At 54.8% G+C, this 26,587-nt stretch carries 21 protein-coding genes; 12 read left to right on the plus strand and 9 right to left on the minus strand.

The genetic code is table 11. The features are described from left to right. From ftsK to M989_RS21555, 9 genes are all read left to right on the plus strand, one after another. Positions 1 to 2,641: DNA translocase FtsK (ftsK, locus tag M989_RS21515; protein ID WP_157093586.1), on the plus strand; the 2,641-nt coding region annotated here is incomplete at its 5' end. Between the two features lie 122 nt (positions 2,642 to 2,763). Further along, positions 2,764 to 3,375, plus strand: a complete 612-nt coding sequence (lolA, locus tag M989_RS21520; protein ID WP_064548748.1) for an outer membrane lipoprotein periplasmic chaperone LolA — start codon at positions 2,764 to 2,766, stop codon at positions 3,373 to 3,375. A 9-nt stretch (positions 3,376 to 3,384) separates the two neighbouring features. Then, entirely contained in the window at positions 3,385 to 4,728 is a 1,344-nt protein-coding gene (rarA, locus tag M989_RS21525) for a replication-associated recombination protein RarA (RefSeq protein WP_064548750.1), read from the plus strand. Positions 4,729 to 4,820: 92 nt separating this feature from the next. Continuing rightward, the gene (gene serS, locus M989_RS21530) at positions 4,821 to 6,113 is read left to right on the plus strand and encodes a serine--tRNA ligase (protein ID WP_064548752.1); all 1,293 of its coding nucleotides are present in this window, start codon (positions 4,821 to 4,823) and stop codon (positions 6,111 to 6,113) included. Between the two features lie 203 nt (positions 6,114 to 6,316). Continuing rightward, a complete protein-coding gene (gene dmsA, locus M989_RS21535; protein WP_064548754.1) occupies positions 6,317 to 8,761 on the plus strand; it encodes a dimethylsulfoxide reductase subunit A in 2,445 nt (814 codons plus the stop codon). A gap of 10 nt (positions 8,762 to 8,771) precedes the next feature. Further along, positions 8,772 to 9,389 carry a DMSO/selenate family reductase complex B subunit gene (locus M989_RS21540; protein ID WP_064548757.1) on the plus strand — a complete coding sequence of 206 codons (618 nt, stop codon included), beginning with the start codon at positions 8,772 to 8,774 and terminating at the stop codon, positions 9,387 to 9,389. 1 nt (position 9,390) lies between these two features. Beyond that, the gene (locus M989_RS21545) at positions 9,391 to 10,254 is read left to right on the plus strand and encodes a dimethyl sulfoxide reductase anchor subunit family protein (protein WP_064548758.1); all 864 of its coding nucleotides are present in this window, start codon (positions 9,391 to 9,393) and stop codon (positions 10,252 to 10,254) included. Between the two features lie 262 nt (positions 10,255 to 10,516). After that, positions 10,517 to 11,668 carry an MFS transporter gene (locus M989_RS21550; RefSeq protein ID WP_064548761.1) on the plus strand — a complete coding sequence of 384 codons (1,152 nt, stop codon included), beginning with the start codon at positions 10,517 to 10,519 and terminating at the stop codon, positions 11,666 to 11,668. A gap of 251 nt (positions 11,669 to 11,919) precedes the next feature. Beyond that, on the plus strand, positions 11,920 to 13,341 hold the full coding sequence (locus tag M989_RS21555; RefSeq protein ID WP_064548763.1) for an APC family permease: 1,422 nt from the start codon (positions 11,920 to 11,922) through the stop codon (positions 13,339 to 13,341). A 34-nt stretch (positions 13,342 to 13,375) separates the two neighbouring features. Here M989_RS21555 and M989_RS21560 read toward each other — a convergent pair whose 3' ends face one another. From M989_RS21560 to M989_RS21580, 5 genes are read right to left on the minus strand one after another with little or no spacing between them, the layout of a single operon-like run. Beyond that, entirely contained in the window at positions 13,376 to 13,813 is a 438-nt protein-coding gene (locus M989_RS21560) for a PTS sugar transporter subunit IIA (protein ID WP_064548764.1), read from the minus strand. 53 nt (positions 13,814 to 13,866) lie between these two features. Beyond that, positions 13,867 to 14,778 (minus strand): transketolase family protein, encoded by a 912-nt coding sequence (locus tag M989_RS21565; RefSeq protein WP_064548887.1) that lies wholly within the window; start codon positions 14,776 to 14,778, stop codon positions 13,867 to 13,869. Further along, positions 14,778 to 15,575 (minus strand): transketolase, encoded by a 798-nt coding sequence (locus M989_RS21570; protein ID WP_064548766.1) that lies wholly within the window; start codon positions 15,573 to 15,575, stop codon positions 14,778 to 14,780. Before M989_RS21570 ends, M989_RS21565 begins: the two co-directional genes overlap by 1 nt. Positions 15,576 to 15,587: 12 nt before the next feature. Continuing rightward, positions 15,588 to 16,853, minus strand: a complete 1,266-nt coding sequence (locus tag M989_RS21575; protein ID WP_064548768.1) for a PTS ascorbate transporter subunit IIC — start codon at positions 16,851 to 16,853, stop codon at positions 15,588 to 15,590. Positions 16,854 to 16,868: 15 nt separating this feature from the next. Beyond that, on the minus strand, positions 16,869 to 17,144 hold the full coding sequence (locus M989_RS21580; RefSeq protein WP_064548769.1) for a PTS sugar transporter subunit IIB: 276 nt from the start codon (positions 17,142 to 17,144) through the stop codon (positions 16,869 to 16,871). 121 nt (positions 17,145 to 17,265) lie between these two features. On the opposite strand from M989_RS21580, the gene M989_RS21585 reads away from it, so the two are divergent. Further along, positions 17,266 to 18,114: a MurR/RpiR family transcriptional regulator gene (locus M989_RS21585; protein WP_064548771.1), complete on the plus strand. Its 849-nt coding sequence runs from the start codon at positions 17,266 to 17,268 to the stop codon at positions 18,112 to 18,114. Between the two features lie 48 nt (positions 18,115 to 18,162). Here the strand turns inward: M989_RS21585 and pflA are convergent, their stop codons facing one another. The 4 genes from pflA to ycaO all read right to left on the minus strand — a co-directional run bounded on the left by pflA (position 18,163) and on the right by ycaO (position 24,473). Further along, positions 18,163 to 18,903: a pyruvate formate lyase 1-activating protein gene (pflA, locus tag M989_RS21590; protein ID WP_064548773.1), complete on the minus strand. Its 741-nt coding sequence runs from the start codon at positions 18,901 to 18,903 to the stop codon at positions 18,163 to 18,165. Between the two features lie 206 nt (positions 18,904 to 19,109). Beyond that, on the minus strand, positions 19,110 to 21,392 hold the full coding sequence (pflB, locus tag M989_RS21595; RefSeq protein WP_064548775.1) for a formate C-acetyltransferase: 2,283 nt from the start codon (positions 21,390 to 21,392) through the stop codon (positions 19,110 to 19,112). A 56-nt stretch (positions 21,393 to 21,448) separates the two neighbouring features. Beyond that, positions 21,449 to 22,306, minus strand: a complete 858-nt coding sequence (focA, locus tag M989_RS21600) for a formate transporter FocA (protein WP_064548778.1) — start codon at positions 22,304 to 22,306, stop codon at positions 21,449 to 21,451. 406 nt (positions 22,307 to 22,712) lie between these two features. After that, positions 22,713 to 24,473, minus strand: a complete 1,761-nt coding sequence (ycaO, locus tag M989_RS21605; protein ID WP_064548784.1) for a 30S ribosomal protein S12 methylthiotransferase accessory factor YcaO — start codon at positions 24,471 to 24,473, stop codon at positions 22,713 to 22,715. 127 nt (positions 24,474 to 24,600) lie between these two features. Between ycaO and M989_RS21610 the strand changes: the two genes are divergently transcribed. Both M989_RS21610 and serC read left to right on the plus strand, forming a co-directional pair. Then, complete coding sequence (locus M989_RS21610; RefSeq protein ID WP_064548786.1) at positions 24,601 to 25,293, plus strand: DUF421 domain-containing protein; 693 nt, start codon at positions 24,601 to 24,603, stop codon at positions 25,291 to 25,293. Between the two features lie 200 nt (positions 25,294 to 25,493). Then, entirely contained in the window at positions 25,494 to 26,582 is a 1,089-nt protein-coding gene (gene serC, locus M989_RS21615) for a 3-phosphoserine/phosphohydroxythreonine transaminase (RefSeq protein WP_064548788.1), read from the plus strand. Positions 26,583 to 26,587: the final 5 nt, after the last annotated feature.

Raw genomic sequence — 26,587 nt, forward strand, 5'->3', positions numbered from 1 at the left:
TGCTTACGAGCCGCCGCAGTACGCTCAGCCTCAGCAGCCGGCTTACGAGCAGCCGCAGTATGCTCAGCCTGAACAACCTGTTTACGAACAGCCATACGTGGCCGAGCCTGCGCCAGCAGTTGAGCCAGAACCGGTGGTTGAAGAAGAGGTCAAACCGGCCCATCGCCCACCGCTCTACTACTTCGAAGAAGTGGAAGAAAAACGCGCGCGTGAGCGTGAACAGCTGGCAGCATGGTATCAGCCGATCCCTGAACCTTTAGCGCCGGTTGAACAGCGCGCTTCGTCCAAGCCTTCTGCGTCGGCGTCGGTTGCGGTGCCTGAACCTTCAGCCGCTGTGGATCCGGTTGCGGCCAGCGTCCGTCACGCGGCTACCGCTGCTGGCACCGTCGCTGCCACAGCAGCGTCAGCGCCGCTGTTTAGCCCAGCAGAAGGTCCGCGTCCGCAGGTGAAAGAGGGCATTGGCCCGAAATTACCGCGTCCGAACCGTGTCCGCGTGCCGACGCGTCGCGAACTGGCCTCCTATGGCATCAAGCTGCCGTCGCAGCGTATGGCCGAAGAACGTGCCGCTCGCGAAGCTGAGCGTTATCAGCATGATGACGATGTTAATCTGAGCGACGATGAAGCTGATGCCCTGGAACAAGATGCGCTGGCGCGTCAATTCGCCGCCTCTCAGCAGCAGCGCTACGGTGAATCGCACGTTGAGGATTACGCCGAGGACGAAAACGACGCCGATGCTGCCGCGGAGGCTGAACTGGCACGCCAGTTTGCCGCCTCTCAGCAGACGCGTTATGCCAGCGAGCAGCCGGAAGGCGCGCATCCGTTCTCTCTCGATGATTTCGAATTTTCGCCGATGAAAGCGCTGGTTGATGATGCGCCAAAAGCGCCGCTGTTTACCCCAAGCGTGATGCCGGAGCCTGAGGCACCGCAGCAGTATCAACAGCAACCGCCACAGCATGCTCAAAGCTATCACCAGCCACAGCAGCAGCAGTATGCTCAACCACAGCAGCAGCCACAACAGCCGCAGTATGCTCAACCACAGCAGCAACCGCAGTATGCGCCGCCGCAACAGCACGTGCAGCAGCCTGCCACGCCGCCGCAGGAGAGCCTGATTCACCCGCTGTTGATGCGTAACGGCGACGATCGCCCGCTGCAAAAACCGACCACGCCGCTGCCGTCGCTGGATCTGTTAACGCCGCCGCCAACGGAAGTTGAGCCGGTCGATACCTTCGCGCTGGAGCAGATGGCGCGCCTGGTGGAAACGCGTCTGGCGGATTACCGTATCAAAGCTGACGTGGTGAACTACTCACCGGGGCCGGTTATCACGCGCTTCGAGCTGAATCTGGCGCCGGGCGTGAAGGCCGCGCGAATCTCTAACCTTTCTCGCGACCTTGCGCGTTCTCTGTCGACCGTGGCGGTGCGCGTGGTGGAAGTTATTCCAGGCAAACCGTACGTCGGCCTGGAACTGCCAAATAAGAAACGTCAGACCGTTTACCTGCGTGAAGTGCTGGACTGCGACAAATTCCGCGATAACCCGTCGCCGCTGACCGTGGTGCTGGGTAAAGACATTGCCGGTGAGCCCGTGGTGGCCGATCTCGGCAAGATGCCGCACCTGCTGGTGGCGGGTACCACCGGCTCTGGTAAGTCCGTCGGCGTGAATGCCATGATCCTCAGCATGTTGTACAAAGCGCAGCCGGAAGATGTGCGATTCATCATGATCGACCCGAAAATGCTGGAGCTGTCGGTCTACGAAGGGATCCCGCACCTGCTGACGGAAGTGGTTACCGACATGAAAGATGCCGCCAACGCCCTGCGTTGGAGCGTCAACGAAATGGAACGCCGCTACAAGCTGATGTCAGCGCTGGGCGTACGTAACCTTGCGGGCTATAACGATAAGATCGCCGAAGCCGCGCGTATGGGCCGCCCGATCCCGGATCCTTACTGGAAACCGGGCGACAGCATGGATGCCACACATCCGGTGCTGGAAAAACTGCCTTACATCGTTGTGCTGGTGGATGAATTCGCCGACCTGATGATGACCGTGGGTAAGAAGGTTGAAGAGCTGATTGCGCGTCTGGCGCAGAAAGCGCGTGCGGCGGGGATCCACCTGGTGCTGGCGACCCAGCGTCCCTCGGTGGATGTGATTACCGGCCTTATCAAGGCCAACATCCCAACCCGTATTGCGTTTACGGTTTCCAGTAAAATCGACTCCCGCACCATCCTCGATCAGGGCGGCGCGGAATCGCTGCTGGGGATGGGGGATATGCTGTATGCTGCCCCTAACTCGAATACCCCGATACGTGTTCACGGCGCGTTTGTGCGCGACCAGGAAGTCCATGCGGTGGTTCAGGACTGGAAGGCGCGCGGTCGTCCGCAGTACATCGACGGCATCACCTCCGATAGCGAAAGCGAAGGCGGCGGCGGTGGCTTCGAGGGGGGCGAAGAGCTGGATCCGTTGTTTGACCAGGCGGTGAATTTTGTGACCCAGAAACGTAAAGCATCCATTTCTGGCGTACAGCGTCAGTTCCGCATCGGCTACAACCGTGCGGCGCGTATCATCGAACAGATGGAAGCGCAGGGGATCGTCAGCGAACAGGGGCATAACGGCAACCGTGAGGTGCTGGCACCGCCGCCGTTCGACTGATTGCAAAGATGGGTAAATAAGTCAAAATTCAGTATTTTCTTCTGTCGCCGCTCGGGATGAGGTCTTAGAGTGAGTGACAGAAGCTCTCCTGGCGGGAGCATGAGGCTATTTAAGGAATAACAATGAAAAAGACAGCGATCACGTGTGCATTACTTTCCAGCTTTGTTGTCAGCAGCGTATGGGCTGACGCCGCCGGTGACCTGAAAAGCCGACTTGACAAAGTCAGCAGCTTCCACGCTAGCTTCACCCAGAAAGTGACGGACGGTAGCGGCAACGCGGTCCAGGAAGGCCAGGGCGATCTGTGGGTGAAACGCCCGAATCTGTTTAACTGGCATATGACCCAGCCGGATGAAAGTATCCTGGTTTCCGACGGCAAAACCCTGTGGTTCTATAACCCGTTTGTTGAGCAGGCGACCGCCACCTGGCTGAAAGATGCCACCGGCAACACGCCGTTTATGCTGATTGCCCGTAACCAGGCCAGCGACTGGCAGCAGTACAATATTCAGCAAACTGGTGATGATTTTGTGCTGACGCCGCGCGGCAGCAACGGCAACCTGAAGAAATTTACCATTAACGTCGGACGCGATGGCACTATCCATCAGTTCAGCGCCATCGAGCAGGACGATCAGCGCAGCAGCTATCAGCTGAAATCGCAGCAGAACGGTTCGGTGGACGCGTCCAAATTCACCTTTACACCGCCGCAGGGCGTGACGGTGGATGACCAGCGTAAGTAAGAGGCATGCGTGGGCAACCTGTCGCTCGATTTTTCAGATAACACATTTCAACCGCTGGCCGCGCGTATGCGGCCAGAAAACTTAGCGCAGTATATCGGCCAACAGCATCTGCTGGCGGCCGGTAAGCCGCTGCCTCGTGCCATCGAGGCCGGGCATCTGCATTCGATGATTCTGTGGGGGCCGCCGGGCACCGGCAAGACCACGCTGGCGGAAGTGATTGCTCGCTATGCCAACGCCGACGTGGAGCGGATTTCAGCCGTCACCTCCGGGGTGAAAGAGATTCGCGAAGCCATCGAGCGAGCGCGGCAGAATCGCAACGCCGGGCGGCGCACGATTCTGTTCGTTGACGAAGTTCACCGCTTCAATAAAAGCCAGCAGGATGCTTTCCTGCCGCATATCGAAGACGGCACCATTACCTTCATCGGTGCGACCACCGAAAACCCCTCCTTCGAGTTGAATTCGGCGCTGCTTTCTCGCGCCCGCGTCTATCTGCTGAAATCGCTCACAACCGACGATATTGAGCAAGTGCTTACTCAGGCGATGGAAGATAGCGCCCGGGGCTACGGCGGTCAGGATATCATCCTGCCAGATGAAACCCGCCGCGCCATTGCCGAACTGGTGAATGGTGATGCGCGTCGGGCGCTCAATACGCTGGAAATGATGGCCGATATGGCCGAGCTTGATGACGCGGGTAAGCGCGTACTTCAGCCACAGTTGCTGACTGAAATCGCCGGCGAGCGCAGCGCGCGTTTTGATAACAAAGGCGACCGTTTTTACGATCTGATTTCCGCGCTGCATAAATCGGTTCGCGGCAGCGCGCCGGATGCGGCGCTGTACTGGTATGCACGCATTATCAGCGCCGGCGGCGACCCGCTATACGTGGCGCGACGTTGTCTGGCGATTGCCTCAGAGGACGTGGGCAACGCCGATCCGCGCGCCATGCAGGTGGCTATCTCCGCCTGGGACTGCTTTACTCGCGTTGGCCCGGCCGAAGGGGAGCGGGCGATTGCGCAGGCCATTGTTTATCTTGCCTGCGCGCCGAAAAGCAACGCGGTCTACACCGCGTTTAAAGCGGCGATGGCCGACGCCCGTGAACGTCCGGATTACGATGTGCCGGTTCATTTGCGTAATGCGCCGACGAAGCTGATGAAAGAGATGGGCTATGGTCAGGAGTATCGCTACGCTCACGACGAACCTAACGCTTACGCCGCCGGTGAAGAATATTTCCCCAGCGAAATGGCGCAAACTCGCTACTATCACCCGACGAATCGGGGTCTTGAAGGCAAGATTGGCGAAAAGCTCGCCTGGCTCGCTGAACAGGATCAAAATAGCCGCACAAAACGCTACCGCTAGCCCAGTCGTTGCGGTAATGTTGTCAACGTACCTCTGCGACCACGGGCTGTGGTCGCATACTCCACTTTCAATTCGATAAGCATAGGATAAGCATGCTCGATCCCAATCTGCTGCGTACAGAGCCAGACGCAGTCGCAGAAAAACTGGCACGCCGGGGCTTTAAGCTGGATGTAGATAAACTTCGCGCTCTCGAAGAGCGTCGTAAAGTACTGCAGGTAGAGACTGAAAATCTGCAGGCAGAGCGTAACTCGCGATCGAAATCCATCGGCCAGGCGAAAGCACGCGGGGAAGATATTGAGCCTTTACGCCTGGAAGTGAACAAGCTTGGCGAACAACTTGATGCCGCAAAATCTGAACTGGACGTTCTGCTGGCAGAGATTCGCGATATCGCGCTGACCATTCCGAACATTCCGCATGACGACGCGCCAATTGGCCGTGACGAAAACGACAACGTTGAAGTTAGCCGCTGGGGCACGCCGCGCGAATTCGATTTCGAAATCCGCGATCACGTCACGCTGGGCGAAATGCACAGCGGTCTGGACTTTGCTGCAGCCGTTAAGCTGACCGGTTCACGTTTCGTTGTGATGAAAGGTCAGATCGCGCGTATGCACCGCGCGCTGTCGCAGTTCATGCTGGACCTGCACACCGAACAGCACGGCTATAGCGAAAACTATGTGCCGTACCTGGTAAACCAGGACACCCTGTACGGTACCGGGCAGTTGCCGAAATTTGCCGGCGACCTGTTCCATACCCGTCCGCTGGAAGAAGAAGCCGACAGCAGCAACTACGCGCTGATCCCGACTGCGGAAGTGCCGCTGACCAACCTGGTTCGCGACGAGATCATCGACGAAGACGATCTGCCGATCAAGATGACCGCACACACGCCGTGCTTCCGCTCTGAAGCGGGTTCCTACGGTCGTGATACCCGTGGTTTGATCCGTATGCACCAGTTCGACAAAGTTGAAATGGTGCAGATCGTGCGTCCGGAAGACTCCATGGCGGCGCTGGAAGAGATGACCGGTCACGCGGAAAAAGTCCTGCAGCTGCTGGGCCTGCCGTACCGTAAAATTATCCTCTGCACCGGTGATATGGGCTTCGGCGCCTGCAAAACCTATGACCTCGAAGTCTGGGTTCCGGCGCAGAATACCTACCGCGAGATCTCCTCATGCTCGAACGTCTGGGACTTCCAGGCGCGCCGCATGCAGGCTCGTTGCCGCAGTAAGTCCGATAAGAAAACCCGTCTGGTCCATACCCTCAACGGCTCTGGCCTGGCGGTAGGGCGTACGCTGGTTGCGGTGCTGGAAAACTACCAGCAGGCAGATGGCCGTATTGAAGTACCTGAAGTACTGCGTCCTTACATGAACGGTCTGGAATATATCGGTTAATTCCCTGATAGTTTCATCCGAAAAAGCGCCGAAAGGCGCTTTTTTTATATCCTCATTGATACTGAACAATACCTCTCCTGGCAGAACCCTTAATACTCACTTCGAAGTAGCAACAGCATATAACACTAAAATAATAGCATTTCGTTATATACAAAACCATATAACGAACTTTGTTTCCAATGTAAGCAACGAAGTGAGTGTCCATGAAAACTGAAACCCCCGATGCTTTACTGGCAGCCGAGGTCAGCCGCCGTGGTTTAATGAAAACCACGGCCATAGGTGGCCTGGCGATGGCCAGCAGCGCTTTTACGCTTCCCTTTAGCCGCATCGTGAACGCGGCCGATACGCTGGCCCCGGCTACCGCCGCTGAGCACGTTACCTGGAGTGCGTGTACGGTAAACTGTGGAAGCCGCTGCCCGCTGCGCATGCATGTTGTCGATGGCGAGATTAAATACGTAGAAACCGATAATACCGGTGATGATAACTACGACGGTTTGCACCAGGTGCGTGCCTGTCTGCGCGGCCGCTCGATGCGCCGTCGCGTCTATAACCCGGACCGTCTCAAATACCCGATGAAGCGCGTCGGTAAACGCGGTGAAGGCAAATTCGAGCGTATCAGCTGGGAAGAAGCCTTTGATACCATTGCCGATAATATGAAGCGCCTGATCAAAGATTACGGCAACGAATCTATTTATCTCAACTATGGTACCGGGACGCTCGGGGGCACCTTAACCCGTTCCTGGCCGCCGGGAAAAACCCTGATTGCGCGTCTGATGAACTGCTGCGGCGGTTACCTTAACCATTATGGTGACTACTCTTCAGCACAGATTGCTGCCGGCCTGAACTACACCTACGGCGGTTGGGCCGACGGTAACAGTCCGTCCGATATCGAAAACAGCAAGCTGGTGGTGCTGTTCGGTAACAACCCCGGCGAAACGCGTATGAGCGGCGGCGGGGTGACCTACTATCTGGAGCAGGCGCGGCAGAAATCGAACGCGCGGATGATCATTGTCGATCCGCGCTATACCGATACCGGCGCCGGGCGTGAAGATGAATGGATCCCGATTCGTCCGGGTACCGATGCGGCGCTGGTTTCGGCGCTGGCGTGGGTGATGATTACCGAAAATCTGGTCGATCAGCCGTTCCTCGATAAATACTGCGTCGGCTATGACGAGAAAACGCTGCCGAAAAGTGCTCCGGCCAACGGTCACTACAAAGCTTATATCCTGGGTCAGGGTAACGATGCTACGGCCAAAACGCCGGAGTGGGCATCGACGATCACCGGTATTCCGGCCGATCGCATCGTGAAACTGGCGCGTGAAATCGCCAGCGCTAAACCGGCCTATATCTCTCAGGGCTGGGGTCCGCAGCGTCACGCCAACGGTGAAATCGTCACCCGCGCGATCTCCATGCTGTCGATTTTGACCGGTAACGTCGGTATTCACGGTGGTAACAGCGGCGCGCGTGAAGGTTCCTATGAAGTGCCATTCGAACGTATGCCAACGTTCGATAACCCGGTTGAAACCAGCATCTCCATGTTTATGTGGACCGATGCGATCGTTCGTGGCCCGGAAATGACCGCGCTGCGCGACGGTGTACGCGGTAAGGACAAGCTGGACGTGCCGATCAAAATGATCTGGAACTATGCCGGCAACTGTCTGATTAACCAGCACTCCGAAATTAACCGCACCCATGAAATTCTGCAGGACGATAAGAAATGCGAAATGATTGTGGTGATTGACTGCCACATGACTTCATCGGCGAAATATGCCGATATCCTGCTGCCGGACTGCACCGCTTCCGAGCAGATGGACTTCGCGCTGGATGCTTCCTGCGGCAACATGTCCTACGTTATCTTCACCGATCAGGTCATCAAACCCCGCTTTGAATGTAAAACCATTTACGACATGACCACCGAGCTGGCGAAGCGGATGGGCGTGGAGCAGAAGTTCACCGAAGGCCGCACGCAGGAAGGCTGGATGCGTCATCTGCATGAGCTTTCTCGCCAGGCGGTGCCGGAACTGCCGGATTTCGATACCTTCCGCAAGCAGGGCATCTTTAAACAGCGCGATCCTGAAGGTCACCACGTGGCGTACAAAGCGTTCCGTGAAGATCCGCAGGCGAATCCGCTGACCACGCCGTCAGGGAAAATCGAGATCTACTCCGAAGAGCTGGCGAAAATCGCCGCCACCTGGGAGCTCCCGGAAGGCGATGTTATCGATCCGTTACCGATCTATACTCCGGGCTTTGAAAACTACAACGATCCGTTGGCGGAAAAATTCCCGCTGCAGATGACCGGTTTCCACTATAAGGCGCGCGTGCACTCCACCTACGGTAACGTCGACGTGCTGAAAGCGGCCTGTCGTCAGGAGATGTGGATCAACCCGCTGGATGCGAAGAAACGTGGCATTGCCAATGGCGATCGCGTGCGTATCTTCAACGACCGCGGGGAAGTGCATATTGAAGCGAAGGTGACTCCACGCATGATGCCGGGCATCGTGGCGCTGGGTGAGGGGGCCTGGTATGACCCGGATACAAAACGTATCGACCAGGCGGGCTGCATTAACGTGCTGACCACTCAACGCCCGTCGCCGCTGGCGAAAGGCAACCCATCGCACACGAACCTTGTCCAGGTTGAGAAGGTGTAAGGAGTAACCGATGACCACCCAATATGGCTTTTTTATTGATTCGGCACGCTGCACCGGTTGTAAAACCTGCGAGCTGGCGTGTAAAGATTACAAAGACTTAACCCCGGACGTCAGCTTCCGCCGTATTTACGAATACGCGGGCGGCGACTGGCAGGAGGACAACGGCGTCTGGAACCAGAATGTCTTTGCCTACTACCTGTCGATTGCCTGTAACCACTGCGAAGACCCGGCCTGTACCAAAGTGTGCCCGAGCGGCGCGATGCACAAACGCGAAGACGGCTTTGTGGTCGTTAACGAAGATGTCTGCATCGGCTGCCGTTACTGCCACATGGCTTGTCCGTACGGCGCGCCGCAATACAACGCCGCCAAAGGTCATATGACCAAGTGCGATGGCTGCCATGAGCGCGTAGCGGAAGGCAAAAAACCAATCTGCGTGGAATCCTGCCCGCTGCGCGCGCTGGACTTTGGGCCGATTGAAGAACTGCGCCAGAAGCACGGCCAACTGGCGGCCGTTGCGCCGCTGCCGTCGGCGCACTTCACCAGGCCGAGCATTGTGATTAAACCTAACGCCAATGCACGTCCGTGCGGCGATACCACTGGCTACCTGGCCAACCCGAAGGAGGTGTGAGATGGGAAGTGGATGGCATGAATGGCCGCTGATGATCTTCACGGTCTTTGGGCAGTGCGTGGCCGGCGGTTTTATCGTTCTGGCGCTGGCGCTGATGAAAGGGCAGCTATCGCGCGAGCAGCAACAGCGCGTGGTGCTGAGTATGTTCGCGCTGTGGGTGCTGATGGGCATTGGTTTTGTCGCCTCGACGCTACACCTCGGCTCGCCGATGCGCGCGTTTAACTCGCTGAACCGCGTAGGCGCGTCGTCACTGAGTAACGAAATTGCCAGCGGCGCGATTTTCTTCGCCGTCGGCGGTATCGGCTGGCTGCTGGCCGTGACCAACAAGCTCTCCTGCGCGCTGCGTAGCCTGTGGCTGGTGGTGACGATGGTGCTGGGCGTGGTCTTCGTGTGGATGATGGTGCGCGTCTATAACACCATCGATACCGTACCGACCTGGTATAGCGTCTGGACGCCGCTGAGCTTCTTCCTGACGCTGTTTATCGGCGGCCCCCTGCTGGGTTACCTGCTGCTGTGTTGGGCTGGAGTGGAAGGTTGGGCACTGCGCTTACTGCCGGCGGTGAGCCTCGCGGCGCTGGCGATTAGCGTGGTGGTTTCCCTGATGCAAGGGGTTGAACTGGCCACGATTCACAGCTCGATTCAGCAAGCGTCTGCGCTGGTGCCGGACTACGGTTCGCTGATGGCGTGGCGCGTTGCTGCAATTGTGTTGGCGCTGGTGTGCTGGATAGTTCCGCAGTTGAAGGGCTATCAGCCGGCGCTGCCGCTCCTCAGCCTGGCATTTGTGCTGGTGCTGGTCGGAGAGCTGATTGGTCGCGGCGTGTTCTACGGTCTGCATATGACCGTAGGCATGGCGGTGGCCAGCTAAGCTAATAATCTGCCGGGGCGATCCCGCCCTGGCACTTTTTGTTCATGAATTTTTTCGACTGAACCCTTCCTGCGTATTTACTCCGTTTATCAATAAAAACAATTAAATACATTTTGCTTATTCGTTTGCACCGTCACGCTGAATAAGAAACATCAATCGTCGCGTCAGAAAGCGCGTTTTGGGGCAAATCAGGTGGATTGACAATGTTTTTGGCGGTGGCATGATGCGCTCGAAATCATTCTATCCTCACGGTTTTTAGCCCATGTCCACCTATACTCGCCCAGTGCTGTTGCTGCTCTGCGGCTTACTGTTATTGACGCTGGCGATCGCGGTATTAAACACGCTCGTCCCGCTCTGGCTCGCCCATGAAAATCTGCCAACCTGGCAGGTAGGGATGGTCGGTTCGTCCTATTTTACCGGCAACCTGGTCGGTACGATGCTGACTGGTCGACTGATTAAGCGTCTGGGCTTCAACTTCAGCTATTACATCGCGTCGCTGATTTTTGCAGCGGGCTGCGTGGGGTTGGGCTTTATGGTGGGCTTCTGGAGCTGGATGTTCTGGCGCTTTGTCGCGGGCGTCGGCTGCGCGATGATCTGGGTGGTGGTGGAGAGCGCGCTGATGTGCAGCGGCACCTCGCGCAACCGCGGACGGCTGCTGGCGGCTTACATGATGATGTACTACATTGGCACCGTGCTCGGCCAGCTCATTGTCAGCAAGCTGCCGACGGACATGGCGACCATTCTGCCGCTAATGACCGGCGTGGTGTTGGCCGGTATTCTGCCGCTGCTGTTTACTCGTATTCTCAATCATAAGGATGAACAGCAGGACGACAGCGCGCGCGTCTGGCCGATGTTCAAGCTGTGTCAGGCGCGCCTTGGCGTCAACGGCTGCATTATTTCCGGTATCGTGCTGGGTTCGCTGTACGGGCTGATGCCGTTATACCTTAACCATCGCGGCGTCAGCGACTCCGGCATCGGTTTCTGGATGGCGGTGATGGTCAGCGCCGGTATTCTGGGGCAGTGGCCGATTGGACGGCTGGCGGATCGCTATGGTCGTTTGCTGGTGCTGCGCGTTCAGGTGTTTGTGGTCATTATTGGCTGTATGGGGATGCTGAGCCAGGCGATGATGGCGCCCGCGCTGTTTATTCTGGGCGCGGCGGGCTTTACGCTCTATCCGGTCGCGATGGCCTGGGCCTGCGAGAAAGTAGAACACCATCAATTGGTATCAATGAATCAGGCGCTGCTGCTGAGCTACACTATCGGCAGCCTGGTCGGCCCAACGCTGACCGCGATGCTGATGCAAAACTATTCCGATAACCTGCTGTTTATTATGATTGCCGGGGTGTCGTTTGTGTATCTCATGATGCTGCTGCGCAAAGCCGGACACCATCCGACCCCGGTGGCCCACGCCTGATTTTCGGCGCGTTATCGGCCTGATAACGCGCCTTCCCACCATCGGCACTATACTGAACTCACGTCGCGCTACCGTAGCGCGGCGGTTCAGGCGAGCCTATAACCTGCTGACTTCAACGCCATTAACCCTATTAAATGTGCGGGATGTTGGAGTTTTGCACTGTTACGTTATCCTTTTCTGCTTAGTGCTCGCATAATCATCCGTCGAAAAATAACGCATTTGCGAATAATAACATTCAAGGAACGGATTTTATGGCAAGCGAGCAAGAGAAACAGCTGCGATGGTACAACATCGCGCTGATGTCTTTCATTACGGTGTGGGGTTTTGGCAACGTCGTCAATAACTACGCCAACCAGGGGCTGGTGGTTGTTTTCTCCTGGCTGTTTATCTTCGCCCTTTACTTCACGCCGTATGCGCTGATCGTCGGGCAGCTCGGTTCCACCTTTAAAGACGGCAAGGGTGGGGTCAGTACCTGGATTAAAAATACCATGGGGCCGGGGCTGGCGTATCTGGCGGCCTGGACCTACTGGGTGGTGCATATTCCCTATCTGGCGCAGAAGCCGCAGGCGATTCTGATAGCTCTTGGCTGGGCCATTAAGGGCAACGGCTCGCTGATCACTGAGTACGGCGTTGTCGCGCTCCAGGGCTGCACGCTGGCGCTGTTTGTCTTCTTTATGTGGGTGGCCTCGCGTGGGATGAAATCGCTGAAGCTGGTCGGGTCTATCGCCGGTATCGCGATGTTCGTCATGTCGCTGCTGTACGTGGTGATGGCGGTGACCGCACCGGCCATCACCGAAGTGACCATCGCCACCACCAATATTACCTGGCGCACTTTCATTCCGCATTTTGACTTCACCTATATCACCACTATTTCGATGCTGGTCTTTGCCGTCGGCGGCGCGGAAAAAATCTCGCCATACGTTAACAATACCCGTAATCCTGGAAAAGAGTTTCCGCGTGGGATGATCTTCCTCGCGGTGATGGTGGCGGTGTGCGCCATTCTCGGCTCGCTGGCGATGGGGATGATGTTTGACTCTAACAATATTCCCGATGACCTGATGGCCAACGGTCAGTATTACGCCTTCCAGCGCCTCGGCGAGTACTATCATATGGGCAATAGCCTGATGGTCATTTACGCCATTGCCAACACGTTGGGGCAGGTTGCCGCGCTGGTGTTTTCTATCGATGCGCCGCTGAAAGTACTCTTGAGCGATGCCGATAGTCGCTATATCCCGCAGAAACTGTGCCGCACCAATGCGTCAGGCACGCCGGTCAATGGTTACCTGTTGACGCTGGTGCTGGTGGCGCTGCTGATTATGCTGCCGACGCTGGGCATTGGCGATATGAACAACCTCTACAAGTGGCTGCTTAACCTCAACTCGGTGGTCATGCCGCTGCGCTATCTGTGGGTGTTCGTGGCGTTTATTGCGGTGATTCGGCTGGGGAAAAAATATCACGCCGAGTACGTGTTTATTCGCAATCGCTCGCTGGCGATGACCGTTGGCGTATGGTGCTTCCTGTTTACCGCCTTTGCCTGCCTGACCGGCATTTTCCCGAAAATGACCGCTTTCACGCCGGAGTGGGCTTTCCAACTGTCGCTAAATGTCGCGACGCCGTTTGTACTGGTGGGGCTGGGGCTGATTTTCCCGCTGCTGGCGCGTAAGAATCGCTAAAGCGAACAAAGGGGGGAAAGCCCCCCCTTTACGGTTATAAGCTCGCGGTCAGCGATGCAAACTGTTGCTGGCTGGTGATAGCGGTGAGATTCGCTAAACGATCGTCCTCATCCAGCCAGCAGACCAGACGCTGAATGGTCTGAATATGTTGCTCGCCGTTTGCCGCAGCCAGCACGATAATCAGCCGCACATCCGGATGGCCGGGAAAAGCGACCGATTCGGCGCAACAGAGCAGCGACAGGCGGCTTTTCTGGCTTAATACGCCTTCTTCCGGGCGTGCGTGAGGTAGCGCAAACTCGGGGCTAAGGATATACCAGGGGCCGTTCTGCTCGGTGGCACGAATAATGGCTTGTGCGTAGTGAACACTGATATCTCCTTGCGCTTCAAGCGGTTGACAGGCGAGCTTAACGGCGCTACGCCAATCGATTTTTTGCGCGATGAATTGACGGGCGGTAAAAAGCGCATTCTCCATGTCGAACTCCTGCTGATAGGGTCGCCCGATACGCTGGGCGACCGATTCCCTGGTTAACTAAGCACACGATATAGCGCGTCGCCAGATATGCCGTATTTGGCTTTTAGCTGCCGGCTGTTACCGGATTCGGTAAATGTATCCTGCGTGCCAAGACGGGTAAGACGAGCGGGGTGGGCCACCTGAGCCAGCGTTTCGGCTATCTGCCCGCCCAGTCCACCGTTAACCGTGTGATTCTCGAGCGAAGCAATGATCGGGCAGCCTTCAATCAGCGTAAAGAATGCCTGCTGGTTAAACGGCTTCAGCGTCGCGACGTGGATCAGTTTGCCTTTTTTACCGCTGGCGAGGAGCTTTTCATAGCCTTCAGTCGCTTGCTCAAGCACGGTCCCTTCAAAAACGATCGCAAAGTCACTGCCGCTGTTGGCGATGGCGGCAATATCGCTGACGCGTGGAACGACAGATTTATCGCGGACCGGCATCGGTTCGCGCGCCACGCGGATGTAGACCGGCCCGTTGATGTTTACCGCTTGCTCAAATGCCTCCGCCACCTCTTCGGCATCAGCGGGCGTCAGGATAGTCAGGCCAGGTAGAACCCGGGTGAGCGCCAGGTCCTCCAGGGCATGATGCGAAGCGCCATCAGGTCCATCATCCATGCCGGGGTGGCTGCCGACGAGCTTAATATTGGCTTTGGCGTAGCAGGCCTGCCGTAGCTGAGTCCATGCCGTGCCGGTGATGAACATGGCAAAGTTAACGTAAAAGGGAATGTTGCCTTCCAGCGCCTGACCGATGGCGAAGCTCATCGCCGAACCTTCCGCAATCCCCATTTCGAAAAACGCATCCGGGTAGACGGCGGCAAACTGGTCGGTCCGTGTCGAGCTGGCTAAATCGCTATCAATGGCGACGATCGGGTAGCCTTTTTGTTTCAGGGCGATCAGCGCCTGACCGATTTCATCGCGTGGTGCTTTCATCATTGCAACTCCTCCATAGCCTGCTGGTACTGTTCAGTGGTGGGGGTTTTAGAATGCCAGTCGCCGTTATTTTCCATGTAGCTTACGCCGCAGCCTTTCGTGGTATGGGCGATGATCGCGACTGGTTTGCCTTTAAGATGGCGTGACAGTAGCAGCGTGTCGGCGACCTGGTGCATGTCATTACCGTTTTGTAATTCAAGGACGTGCCAGCCAAAATGACGGATCTTATCGGCTAGTGGTTCGAGGTTAATCACCTCGTTAACCGGGTCGTGAGAAGAAAACCCGTTGTAGTCGATAATGGCTACCAGGTTATCCATTTTCATATGCCCCGCCTGCTGCAGCGTTTCCCAGATTTGCCCTTCATGCATTTCACCGTCACCGATAATGGCGAAGACGCGCTGGTTCTCACCGTGCTGTTTTTTGGCCGCCGCCATCCCGAAGGCGATGGATAATCCCTGACCCAACAACCCGGTGGTGGCATCCACCTCGGGAATCGATTTGATGCTGGGGTGGCCCTGCAGGCGTGAGTTAATCTGGCGGAACGAGCTAAATTCACTTCGATTGATAATTCCTTTCTGGTACAGCATGGCATACTGCGCTGCAACGGCATGGCCCTTGCTCATCACCACGCGGGCCCGCGGCGAGACAGAAAAATCCACCTCTTCATCATAGATCCACGTCAGGATATCGATGATGGAGAGGGCGCCTCCCGGATGGCCAATCCCTGATTCATAAATCATGCTTACAATGTCACGGCGAGCGCTCAGCGCATGCGACTTCAGTTGTTCAATAGTCATCGTATTCCCCTCTTATGGCAGCATTTTGCCGATGTAGTACACAACCAGCCCCAGGGCGACAAAATCGGTTTCCGGGAAGCTGGTGCCCGACAGCCCGACGGATTCCATGATGGGATAGATCAGCGCAGGGCCTATGCCGATAAGAATTCCGGTGATAAAACTTCCGGCAATAGCGCCTTTCCAGCCCCCCGAGGCGTTCCCAAATACCGCCGCCGTGGCGCCGATAAAGAAGTACGGAATAGCGACGGGAATAATGACCGTTTGGCCAAGCAGGGCAAGAAATCCCATGACCACAAGTCCGCCGACAAAAGATGAAATGAACCCCAGTACGGTGGCGGTAGGCGCGTAAGGAAAGACGACCGGGCAGTCCAGCGCGGGTTTAGCATTAGGGATGAATTTCTCTGAGATACCGAGAAAAGCGGGAACAATTTCAGACAACAGCAGCCGGACGCCGGTGATAATAATGTATAGCGATGCCGTGAAGGTGAGCGATTGATACAGCGGGTAAACCAGCCAGTGCATACCGCCTGCGGCTGCGGTGACCGCGGCTTTACCCGCAGCCAGCGCGGCAATGTAGTAAAAAATGCTGACCGAGATCGACACTGAAACAATGTAATCCTTGAAGATCCCGAGCCATCCCGGAAGGTTAAGCTTTTCCGTTGATTGTTTAGGATCGCCGACCTTTGAGCCTATCCACCCCGACGCGGCGTAAGCCAGAGTGACATAGTGCCCCATGGCGATCTCATCATTGCCTGTGATTTTGCGCATCCACGGCTGGGCAATAGCCGGATACAGACAGGCTGCCAGCCCCAGCAGAATCGAACCGACGATAATTGTCGTCATGTCGCTATAGCCTAGCGCTTTCAACGTGACGGTAAGCAGGGCGGAGAGATACAGATTGTGTTGCCCGGTGAGAAAGATGTACTTAAACGGCGTTATACGGGCAAAAAACAGGTTCCAGCCAAAACCCACCACCATAATGAGTGAAACGCACATCGCGAATTTGGTTTGCGCCAGCCCGGTTAGCGCCTCCGCCAGCGGCATGACGCCTTTCAGACCGAACCCATCGCTGAACAAGGTCTGAAAATTACCCAGAGAGGTGACGGCGAGGCCAGCACCGCCGGCAAAAACCAGAAAACCGACGATAGTTTTAAAGGTTCCGGAGAGGACTTTTTCGATAGGCTTGCGTTGGATAAGCAGCCCTATGAGTGCAATAAAACCAACTAAAAGTGGGGTTACGCCCAGAATGTCGAATACAATGAACTTTAGGAGATCCATATTTCCCCCGAGAGGTTAGTTGTTCTGAATGACGCTGATGAGCGCGGATTCCATCTCTTCGCTGTTCATCAAATCGGTGATGCCGATAGCTCGGAACCCGGCCGCTTCAATTTCATCGGTGAGATCGCGCATTGTGATAACAAAATCAATGCCTTGCCATGTAGCAAGGCCGGACAGTACATCGTGTTCAAGATCGATGTCCCAACCGTTTTTATCGATGATTTTTTGGGCTTTTATTTTGAGCATCAACGAGCTGCCCATACCGGTACGACAGACGATAAGACCTTTCATGAGACGTTCTCCTGTTTATAAAAATAATTATTTTTATTTAATGTTTCGTGATAAAAATAATTATTGAAAAACGAACCGAAGAATGTGACTGAATTTGCATTTCATGCAAAAAAGGCGAAAAATGAGCCAGATAGATAACAACTTGTTGATAAACATAAGAAATGAGGCTTCAGGGTTAAGTCCCATTCTGGAAAAAGTAGGGCGTTTTATCACGGAAAATCCTGATTTCGTGATGAGACACACGATTTCTGAGCTTGCTGATTCGATTGATACCAGCGAAGGCAGCATTACGCGCTTTTGTCGGGCCTTTGGCTTTAAAGGGTTTTCAGACTTCAGAACGGCGTTGGCGCTGGAGCGCGGCGCGGCGCGTTCAGAAGGTGAGCCAGATGATGAAACTTCCGCAGTGATGGCCAGTATCCGTGACAGCAACGCTATCGTTGATAGCATTGAGCTGCAGTCGGTTGCGGCGTGGCTGAATCAACTCACATATATCGCCATTTATGCGGTGGGGAGTGCCGTACCGGTCGCCCAGTTTTTACAGATGAAGCTGGTGCAAATGGGGAAGAGCGCCAACTTTATCGATCGCTCCTATCCTTCGGCCATCTCGCCGCTGGCCGACTGCGAGAAGACGGGAATTATCGTTGTCCATACCGAGCAGACATCGACTGATATGATGCAGGCGCTGGCGTTGGCAAAGGAACAGGGGATTAAAATTGCCTCGCTGACTCGGGGATCGTTCGTGCCGTTAAATCGACTGTCGGACTGGAATCTGCAGGCGGCTGTCGCCCTGCAAGGCGAGGGGGAATCTGGCTTTGCTGAAATTGCGGGTGCTATGATGGTCGCCGATCGTATTTTAAGTGCGCTGGAGGGACAGGATGAACGCTATAGCCAGTGCCGGAAAGCGCATCAGAAGCGTATTTTCTCGATTGAGAGCGTGACCAACAAGCTGTCGGAATATTTTATGTCGTAGGGAAGCGATCCCGGCGAGCGTTAGCGCCGCCGGGGAAACTATTGGCATTTAGTACATCACTTTGTGACCATATTGCTCAAGAATGCCCTTCACGCGCTCCATGGTTTCTTTCTTCGGCGGCTTCACGCCGTCGAGCTTATACTCTTCGCCCATCGCTACCCATTTGTGTTTGCCCAGTTCGTGGTAAGGCAGCAACTCGATTTTCTCAACGTTGCCCATATCGCGGGTAAATTCGCCCAGGCGGTGCGCTGAGTCGTCATCATCGGACCAACCTGGCACAACCACGTAGCGGATCCAGACATTGATGTCTTTCTTCGACAGGTACTGTGCGAACTCGAGCGTACGGTGGTTAGATACGCCAACCAGGTTCTGGTGAATGTCGTCGTTCATCTGTTTAAGGTCGAGCATCACCAGATCGGTCACTTCCAGCAGTTCATCAATGACCGGATCGTAGCGGCGCACAAAACCGTTGGTGTCGAGACAGGTGTGAATGCCTTCCTGCTTGCAGGCGCGGAACCAGTCGCGCACAAACTCGGCTTGCAGAATGGCCTCGCCGCCGGACGCGGTAACGCCGCCGCCAGACGCGTTCATAAAGTGGCGATAGGTGACCACTTCTTTCATCAGTTCTTCAACGGTGATCTCTTTGCCACCGTGCGTGTCCCATGTATCGCGGTTATGGCAGTACAGGCAGCGCATCAGGCAGCCCTGGAAGAAGGTAATAAAGCGGATGCCCGGGCCATCAACGGTGCCACAGGATTCAAAGGAGTGAATGCGACCAGTTACAGACATTGCAGTGTTATCTCCAGTTCTTCCCTGCGTCCGGCAGGGTGACGATCATGATTTCAGGCCGTCTTGAGTTTATTTTGCTTGTTAACCTGATTATAGAAGTTAGCAGGCAAAATAGGCTCGGAGAGCGTAGAGCACTTATAAGAAAGGCCCCACTGACGTGGAGCCTTTATTGTACGCTTTTTAAATCGCGATTTCAGTCAAATCCATTACATGGACTGAGTGAAGGTACGAGTGATAACGTCCTGCTGCTGTTCTTTAGTCAGGGAGTTAAAACGTACTGCGTAGCCAGATACGCGGATGGTCAGCTGCGGATATTTTTCCGGGTTTTCCATCGCGTCGAGCAGCATTTCGCGGTTCATAACGTTAACGTTCAGGTGCTGACCGCCTTCGATAGATGCTTCGTGGTGGAAGTAACCATCCATCAGGCCTGCCAGGTTGGTTTTACGAACGTCGTCGTCTTTGCCCAGTGCGTTCGGAACGATAGAGAAGGTGTAAGAGATACCATCTTTAGCGTAAGCAAACGGCAGTTTAGCAACGGAGGTCAGAGAGGCAACAGCACCTTTCTGGTCACGGCCGTGCATCGGGTTAGCACCTGGACCGAACGGCGCGCCAGCGCGACGACCGTCTGGGGTGTTACCGGTTTTCTTACCATAAACCACGTTAGAGGTGATGGTCAGAACAGACTGAGTCGGGATAGCGTTACGGTAAGTAGTCAGTTTCTGAATTTTCTTCATGAAACGTTCTACCAGGTCAACCGCCATGTCATCAACGCGCGGGTCGTTGTTACCAAACTGCGGGTATTCGCCTTCGATTTCGAAGTCGATAGCCAGACCGTCTTCGTCACGAATCGGTTTAACTTTCGCATATTTGATAGCAGACAGGGAGTCAGCCGCTACGGACAGACCCGCGATACCGCAAGCCATGGTGCGGATAACGTCACGGTCGTGCAGCGCCATCAGAGAAGCTTCGTAGCTGTACTTGTCGTGCATGTAGTGGATGACGTTCAGCGCGGTGACGTACTGTTTAGCCAGCCAATCCATGAAGTGATCCATACGGTCGATAACTTCGTCGTAGTTCAGGTATTCGCCTTTCATCGGTTCAGATTTCGGGCCAACCTGCATTTTCAGTTTTTCATCAACGCCGCCGTTGATTGCGTACAGCATGGTTTTCGCCAGGTTTGCACGCGCACCGAAGAACTGCATTTGTTTACCAACGATCATCGGGCTTACGCAGCAAGCGATAGCGTAGTCATCGTTGTTGAAGTCCGGACGCATCAGGTCATCGTTCTCGTACTGCAGAGAGGAGGTATCGATGGACACTTTCGCGGCGAATTTTTTGAACGCCAGCGGCAGTTTTTCAGACCACAGGATGGTGATGTTCGGTTCCGGAGACGGACCCATGGTGTACAGGGTGTTCAGGAAACGGAAGCTGTTTTTGGTGACCAGGGTACGGCCGTCAACGCCCATACCACCGACGGATTCAGTTGCCCAAATCGGGTCGCCGGAGAACAGTTCATCATACTCAGGGGTACGCAGGAAGCGAACCATACGCAGTTTCATGACCAGGTGGTCAATCATTTCCTGAGCTTCAAGTTCTGTGATTTTGCCTGCTTTCAGGTCACGTTCGATGTAGATATCCAGGAAGCTGGAAGTACGACCGAAGGACATTGCCGCGCCGTTCTGGGATTTAACCGCGGCCAGGTAGCCGAAGTAAGTCCACTGGATAGCTTCCTGAGCGTTGGTAGCCGGACCAGAGATGTCGTAGCCATATTTAGCAGCCATCTCTTTGATCTGACCCAGCGCACGGTGCTGTTCAGAGATTTCTTCACGCAGACGAATAGTCGCTTCCAGGTTTACACCGTTTTCCAGATCGGACTGGAGAGAGGAGAACTGAGCGAATTTGTCTTTCATCAGGTAGTCGATACCGTAAACGGCGATACGACGGTAGTCACCGATGATACGACCACGACCGTATGCGTCTGGCAGACCGGTCAGAACACCGGATTTACGGCAGCGCAGGATGTCCGGAGTATAAACGTCGAACACACCCTGGTTGTGGGTTTTACGGTATTCGGTGAAGATTTTTTTGATGGTCGGATCCAGCTCGCGGTTGTACGCTTTGCAGGAACCTTCGATCATTTTGATGCCGCCGAACGGGATAAGCGCACGCTTCAGCGGAGCTTCAGTCTGCAGACCAACAATTTTTTCCAGCGCTTTGTTGATGTAACCAGCGTCGTGGGAAGTGATGGTGGAAGCTACGGCGGTGTCAAAGTCAACTGGCGCGTGAGTGCGGTTTTCCAGTTTAACGCCTTCCATAACGTTGTCCCACAGTGCTGTGGTCGCGTCAGTTGCGCCAGCCAGGAAGGACTCGTCACCCTCATACGGAGTGTAGTTTTTCTGGATGAAGTCACGTACGTTTACTTCATTCTGCCAGTCACCTTTCGCAAAACCTTCCCAGGCTGTGGCTAACTTTTCATTAAGTTCGGACATGTAACACCTACCTATCTTAAGTGGACTTTTTATTTACTGCCTGGAGCAACCATCAATTAATGACGGTCGCCGCCACGCAGGTAAATGACCCAGTATGTCAACCCAACCAGCAAGCCGCCGCCGATGATGTTCCCGATAGTTACCGGAATCAGGTTATCGGTGATGAAGTGCATCACGGTCAGGTGAGAGAAACTGTCCGGAGTCGAACCGATAGCGGTCCAGAATTCCGGGCTAGCAAAGTTGCGTATTACGATACCCATCGGGATCATAAACATGTTTGCGATACTGTGCTCAAAACCGCTGGCGACGAACATGGCAACCGGTAAAACCATAATCATGGCTTTATCCATCAGGCTGCGGCCAGAGTAGCTCATCCAGACTGCCAGGCAGACCATCAGGTTCGCCAGGATACCGAGAGCGACGGCTTCGATAAATGTATGGTGCATTTTGTGGTCAGCGGTTTGCAGGACGTTTAGGCCCCATCCGCCGTTGGCTGTCATATATTCACCGGACAACCACATCAGCAACACGAACAGCAGCGCGCCGATCAGGTTACCAACATAGACGTTAAGCCAGTTTTTTGCCAGTTGACCCCAGGTGATTCGGCCGCTGGCTTTCGCCACAACGATGAGGACGGTCGATGTAAAGAGGTCAGCGCCACAAATTACGCAAAGAATTAAGCCAAGCGAGAAACAGATACCGCCAATCAGCTTAGCAATGCCAAACGGCATGCCCGCTGTACCTGTGGTTGCGGTAATGTAAAAAACAAAAGCAATCGAGATAAAGACGCCCGCAGTAATCGCCAGATAAAAGGTTTTCAGCGGATGCTTGGTTGCTTTATAGACACCTGCTTCTTCGGCAACTTTGGCCATAGCGGCAGGAAGGAGTAGATCAAAAGGGTTGTCAGCTTTCACACTAACTCTCTCTTTTTATTTAATCGGCGACGAGATACTAACAAAGCATTATAGATGAGAATTTGATGTAGATCATATCTCACCTGGCTTATAGGCCTGAAGAACGCGTGGTTTTTCAACAATCCCTTGCTAACGATATGAATAATAAGGTGAAAATAAATTTTAAGATTTACAAATTCAGTTGAATTTTTTCTTTTACCTTCATTTTATTGGTTAATTAAAATGGAGTAATGATCGTGAAATTTAACAATAAAAGTAAGCCACTAATTATAGTGTTTACTTATGTTTAACTTTATTTTCACAGAATCACGAAGCGAAACGTTGAAATATAAAAAAGGGGCCAGCAAGTGGCCCCGTAATATAGCCCAGGTCGTCGATTAAACCTACTATTTATATGGAGAAACGATCACTTCGCCCAGAAAGCGGCTTTTGCGCGCTGCAGTTTCTCGTAGGCCTGTAACAGCGACTGATGGGCCGGGAAGGCCTCCAGAGAACCGTCAACCGGCTGTAGGCCATAGAATGCCTCTTCGCCGCTCAGCGCCGCGCTGGCGGCTTCCACCGCATCGGCGCCGTACATACGGACAAACGCGTTCAGATACTGCAGGGGCTCACGTTCTTCTTCCTGGGACAGCAGCAGCAGCGTTTGCAGGCAACGGTAGTAGTTGGCGCGCTCGGCGCTGAACACCGAAGCGTTGAACTCCATGGTCCATTCCGTCCAGATCAGAGCCTGTTCAAGGTCGCCGCCTGCGAGCGCCAGCATCGCCTTCAGCTCACCAATACGCAGGGTATACCAGCCGTTGTTTGGACCGGTCGCCAGACCCAGCAGTTCGCGCACGCGGGTAAAGTCGTCCAGCCCTTCATCGTCGAGCTGCTCGATCAGATTCAGGTACGCTTCTTTCTCCCACTGGCTGCCCGGCAGGGAAAGGAGGGTTTCGCGCAGATGGCTGCCCATATTGTTGTTTGCCAGCCACAGATCTTCAGCCGGGTAGATATCGGACATCCCCGGCACGATGATGCGGCACGCGTAGACGCCAAGGTGCTCGTAGTCGGCGATGTACACTTCTTTATCTTCTTCTTTGAAGATAGCCATCAGCGTGGCGAACTCTTCTTCAGTCGTGCCGGAGAAGTTCCAGTCGGCGAACGGATAGTCGGCATCCTGCTTGAACATATCCCAGGAGATCAAACCGCTGGAGTCAATGAAGTGGGTTTCCAGGTTGGTATGTTCAGCCACTTCTTCGTCATCGAAGGTCGGCGGGGTGAACACGTCGAGATCTTTCAGACCGCGGCCCTGTAGCAGCTCGGTCACCGTACGCTCCAGCGCCACGCCGAAGTCCGGATGCGCGCCAAAGGAAGCAAAGCAGGTTCCGTTTGCCGGGTTGAACAGCACGACGCAAATCACCGGGTATTTACCGCCCAGAGAGCCGTCGTAGGTGAAGATCGGAAAACCTTCTGCTTCCAGCGTCTTGATAGACTCCACCACACCTGGATAGCGCGCCAGCACCTCGGCCGGAATCTCCGGCAGGCTGATGCTTTCGGCGATAATGCGGTTTTTCACGTGACGTTCGAACACTTCCGACAGACCCTGAACGCGGGCTTCGTTACGGGTGTTACCCGCCGACATGCCGTTGGAAACGTACAGGTTCGCGACGATGTTCATCGGGATATAAATGGTTTCACCATCGGACTGACGGGTAAACGGCAGGCCGCACACGCCGCGATCGTCGTTGCCGGACTGCAGATCGACCAGCATGCTGGCGGTCAGCTGATCGTCAGGATCGTAGAACGCACGCAGACGCGCGTCGAGCAGGCCTTCCGGCACTTCATCATCATCGGTCAGTGGGAACCATTTTTCGTTCGGGTAGTGAACGAACGGATCGTTGGCGATTTTGTCGCCCAGCCAGAAGTCGGCGAAGAAATAGTTGGTTGACAGACGTTCGAAGTACTCGCCCAGCGCGGAGGCCAGCGCCGCCTTTTTGGTCGCGCCTTTGCCGTTGGTAAAGCACAGAGAGCATGCCTTATCACGAATATGCACCGACCAGACGTTAGGAACCGGGTTCAGCCAGGAGGCTTCTTCAATATCGAAGCCCAGATCGAGCAGCTTTTGCTGGAAGCGAGCGATGGAATCTTCCAGTGCGGCATCTTTGCCGGGAATATAGGTTTGCGTCATAGCAATCTCTTTTGTCGTACGGAAAGCGCGCAATGATACGGGTTTTGCGTGACGGGTGCTATCTTCGGCGAAAATAAAAGGGGCAGCTATGCTTACTGACGATAACCTACTGTTAAGGCGTCGAAAAATGAAAGCATTTGATCTTCAACGGATGGCATTTGATAAAGCTCCCCCTGAATTTTTAGGTGAAGTGGCGCTAAGGTGCCTCTTTACTTTCGTATTGGTTTTCTTGTTTCTCAAAATTACCGGGCGCCGCGGCGTTCGCCAGATGTCGCTCTTTGAAGTGCTGATTATCCTGACGTTGGGGTCGGCGGCGGGAGACGTGGCGTTTTATGATGATGTCCCGCTGGTACCGGTATTTGCCGTTTTTGTCACGCTCGCGCTGTTGTATCGGCTGGCGATGTGGCTGATGTCGAAAAGCGAGAAAGTGCAGGATCTACTCGAAGGCAAAGCGATTGTCATCGTGAAAGAAGGCCAACTGGCCTGGGAGAACGTGCGGCGAGCGAATCTGACGGAGCTGGATTTTTTTATGGCGCTGCGTCTTAACAGCATTGAGCAACTTGGGCAGGTCCGCCTGGCGATTATGGAAACCGACGGCCAGATTAGCGTGTTTTTTTATCCCGACGATGAGGTAAAACCTGGCCTGTGTATCTTACCCAATAGCCTCACCCAGCGATTTAAAGCGGTGCCTGAGCCGGGAGAGTACGCGTGCGTCCGTTGCAGCTATGTTGTCGGCCTACAGGCGGGGGAGCGCCAATTATGTCCGCGCTGCGCAAATCCGGCATGGACGAAGGTGAGCAGGGCGAAACGCATTGCCTGACAGCGATTTTGTCGGTTTTGTACCGGCAAGACGGCAGAATCTATTGTGTGATGAACGGCGCATTTCGGCGGCAGAAAGTTTTAGACATTGCGGCGCGTGTCACTGAATGATAAAACCAATAGCCACAGGAATAACTTATGCCCACGCGTTGATGACGCGCGAGGCATGCGGTCAGACAACATTGCAATGTGGTGAGGGTTATGGCTCAGGTCTTTAATTTCAGTTCAGGTCCGGCGATGCTTCCGGCAGAAGTTCTTAAACTGGCGCAGAAAGAACTTTGCGACTGGAACGGGTTAGGTACGTCGGTAATGGAAGTCAGCCATCGTGGTAAAGAGTTTATCCACGTGGCAGAGGAAGCAGAAAAAGATTTCCGCGACCTGCTTAATATCCCTTCCAACTACAAAGTACTGTTCTGCCACGGCGGCGGACGCGGTCAGTTTGCCGGCGTTCCGCTGAACATTCTGGGCGACAAAACCACTGCCGACTACGTCGATGCGGGTTACTGGGCGGCAAGTGCGGTAAAAGAAGCCAAAAAATACTGCAACCCGAACGTGATTGACGCGAAAATTACCGTTGACGGCAAGCGCGCGGTCAAACCGATGCGTGACTGGCAGCTTTCCGATAACGCGGCCTATTTGCACTACTGCCCGAATGAAACCATCGACGGCATCGCGATTGAAGAGACGCCGAACTTTGGTAAAGACGTGATCGTTGCCGCTGACTTTTCATCGACCATTCTCTCTCGCCCGATTGACGTCAGCCGTTACGGCGTTATTTACGCAGGCGCGCAGAAAAACATTGGCCCGGCGGGCTTAACGCTGGTCATCGTGCGCGAAGATCTGCTGGGTAAAGCCCACGTGGCTTGCCCGTCGATTCTCGACTACACCGTGCTGAACGACAACGACTCCATGTTCAACACGCCGCCGACCTTCGCCTGGTATCTGGCGGGTCTGGTCTTCAAATGGCTGAAAGAGCAGGGCGGCGTTGCGGCCATGGACCGCATCAATCAGCAGAAGGCCGATCTTCTGTATAACACCATTGATGGTAGTGATTTCTACCGTAACGACGTGGCCAGCGCCAACCGTTCCCGCATGAACGTGCCGTTCCAGCTGGCCGATAGCGCGCTGGACAAAGTGTTCCTCGAGGAATCCTTTGCCGCTGGCCTGCACGCGCTGAAAGGCCACCGCGTGGTGGGCGGGATGCGCGCATCCATCTATAACGCTATGCCGCTGGCTGGCGTACAGGCGTTGACGGAGTTCATGCAGGACTTCGAACGTCGCCACGGTTAATTTTA

This window comes from Kluyvera georgiana ATCC 51603 (assembly GCF_001654985.1).
Classification (GTDB): Bacteria; Pseudomonadota; Gammaproteobacteria; order Enterobacterales; family Enterobacteriaceae; genus Kluyvera; species Kluyvera georgiana.

Excerpts from the sequence above, each read along its gene's own strand:
- lolA (WP_064548748.1), top strand. The coding sequence starts at position 2,764 with ATGAAAAAGACAGCGATCACGTGTGCATTACTTTCCAGCTTTGTTGTC.
- serS (WP_064548752.1), top strand. The coding sequence starts at position 4,821 with ATGCTCGATCCCAATCTGCTGCGTACAGAGCCAGACGCAGTCGCAGAA.
- dmsA (WP_064548754.1), top strand. The coding sequence starts at position 6,317 with ATGAAAACTGAAACCCCCGATGCTTTACTGGCAGCCGAGGTCAGCCGC.
- M989_RS21540 (WP_064548757.1), top strand. The coding sequence starts at position 8,772 with ATGACCACCCAATATGGCTTTTTTATTGATTCGGCACGCTGCACCGGT.
- M989_RS21545 (WP_064548758.1), top strand. The coding sequence starts at position 9,391 with ATGGGAAGTGGATGGCATGAATGGCCGCTGATGATCTTCACGGTCTTT.
- M989_RS21550 (WP_064548761.1), top strand. The coding sequence starts at position 10,517 with ATGTCCACCTATACTCGCCCAGTGCTGTTGCTGCTCTGCGGCTTACTG.
- M989_RS21555 (WP_064548763.1), top strand. The coding sequence starts at position 11,920 with ATGGCAAGCGAGCAAGAGAAACAGCTGCGATGGTACAACATCGCGCTG.
- M989_RS21560 (WP_064548764.1), bottom strand. The coding sequence starts at position 13,813 with ATGGAGAATGCGCTTTTTACCGCCCGTCAATTCATCGCGCAAAAAATC.
- M989_RS21565 (WP_064548887.1), bottom strand. The coding sequence starts at position 14,778 with ATGAAAGCACCACGCGATGAAATCGGTCAGGCGCTGATCGCCCTGAAA.
- M989_RS21570 (WP_064548766.1), bottom strand. The coding sequence starts at position 15,575 with ATGACTATTGAACAACTGAAGTCGCATGCGCTGAGCGCTCGCCGTGAC.
- M989_RS21575 (WP_064548768.1), bottom strand. The coding sequence starts at position 16,853 with ATGGATCTCCTAAAGTTCATTGTATTCGACATTCTGGGCGTAACCCCA.
- M989_RS21580 (WP_064548769.1), bottom strand. The coding sequence starts at position 17,144 with ATGAAAGGTCTTATCGTCTGTCGTACCGGTATGGGCAGCTCGTTGATG.
- M989_RS21585 (WP_064548771.1), top strand. The coding sequence starts at position 17,266 with ATGAGCCAGATAGATAACAACTTGTTGATAAACATAAGAAATGAGGCT.
- pflA (WP_064548773.1), bottom strand. The coding sequence starts at position 18,903 with ATGTCTGTAACTGGTCGCATTCACTCCTTTGAATCCTGTGGCACCGTT.
- pflB (WP_064548775.1), bottom strand. The coding sequence starts at position 21,392 with ATGTCCGAACTTAATGAAAAGTTAGCCACAGCCTGGGAAGGTTTTGCG.
- ycaO (WP_064548784.1), bottom strand. The coding sequence starts at position 24,473 with ATGACGCAAACCTATATTCCCGGCAAAGATGCCGCACTGGAAGATTCC.
- M989_RS21610 (WP_064548786.1), top strand. The coding sequence starts at position 24,601 with ATGAAAGCATTTGATCTTCAACGGATGGCATTTGATAAAGCTCCCCCT.
- serC (WP_064548788.1), top strand. The coding sequence starts at position 25,494 with ATGGCTCAGGTCTTTAATTTCAGTTCAGGTCCGGCGATGCTTCCGGCA.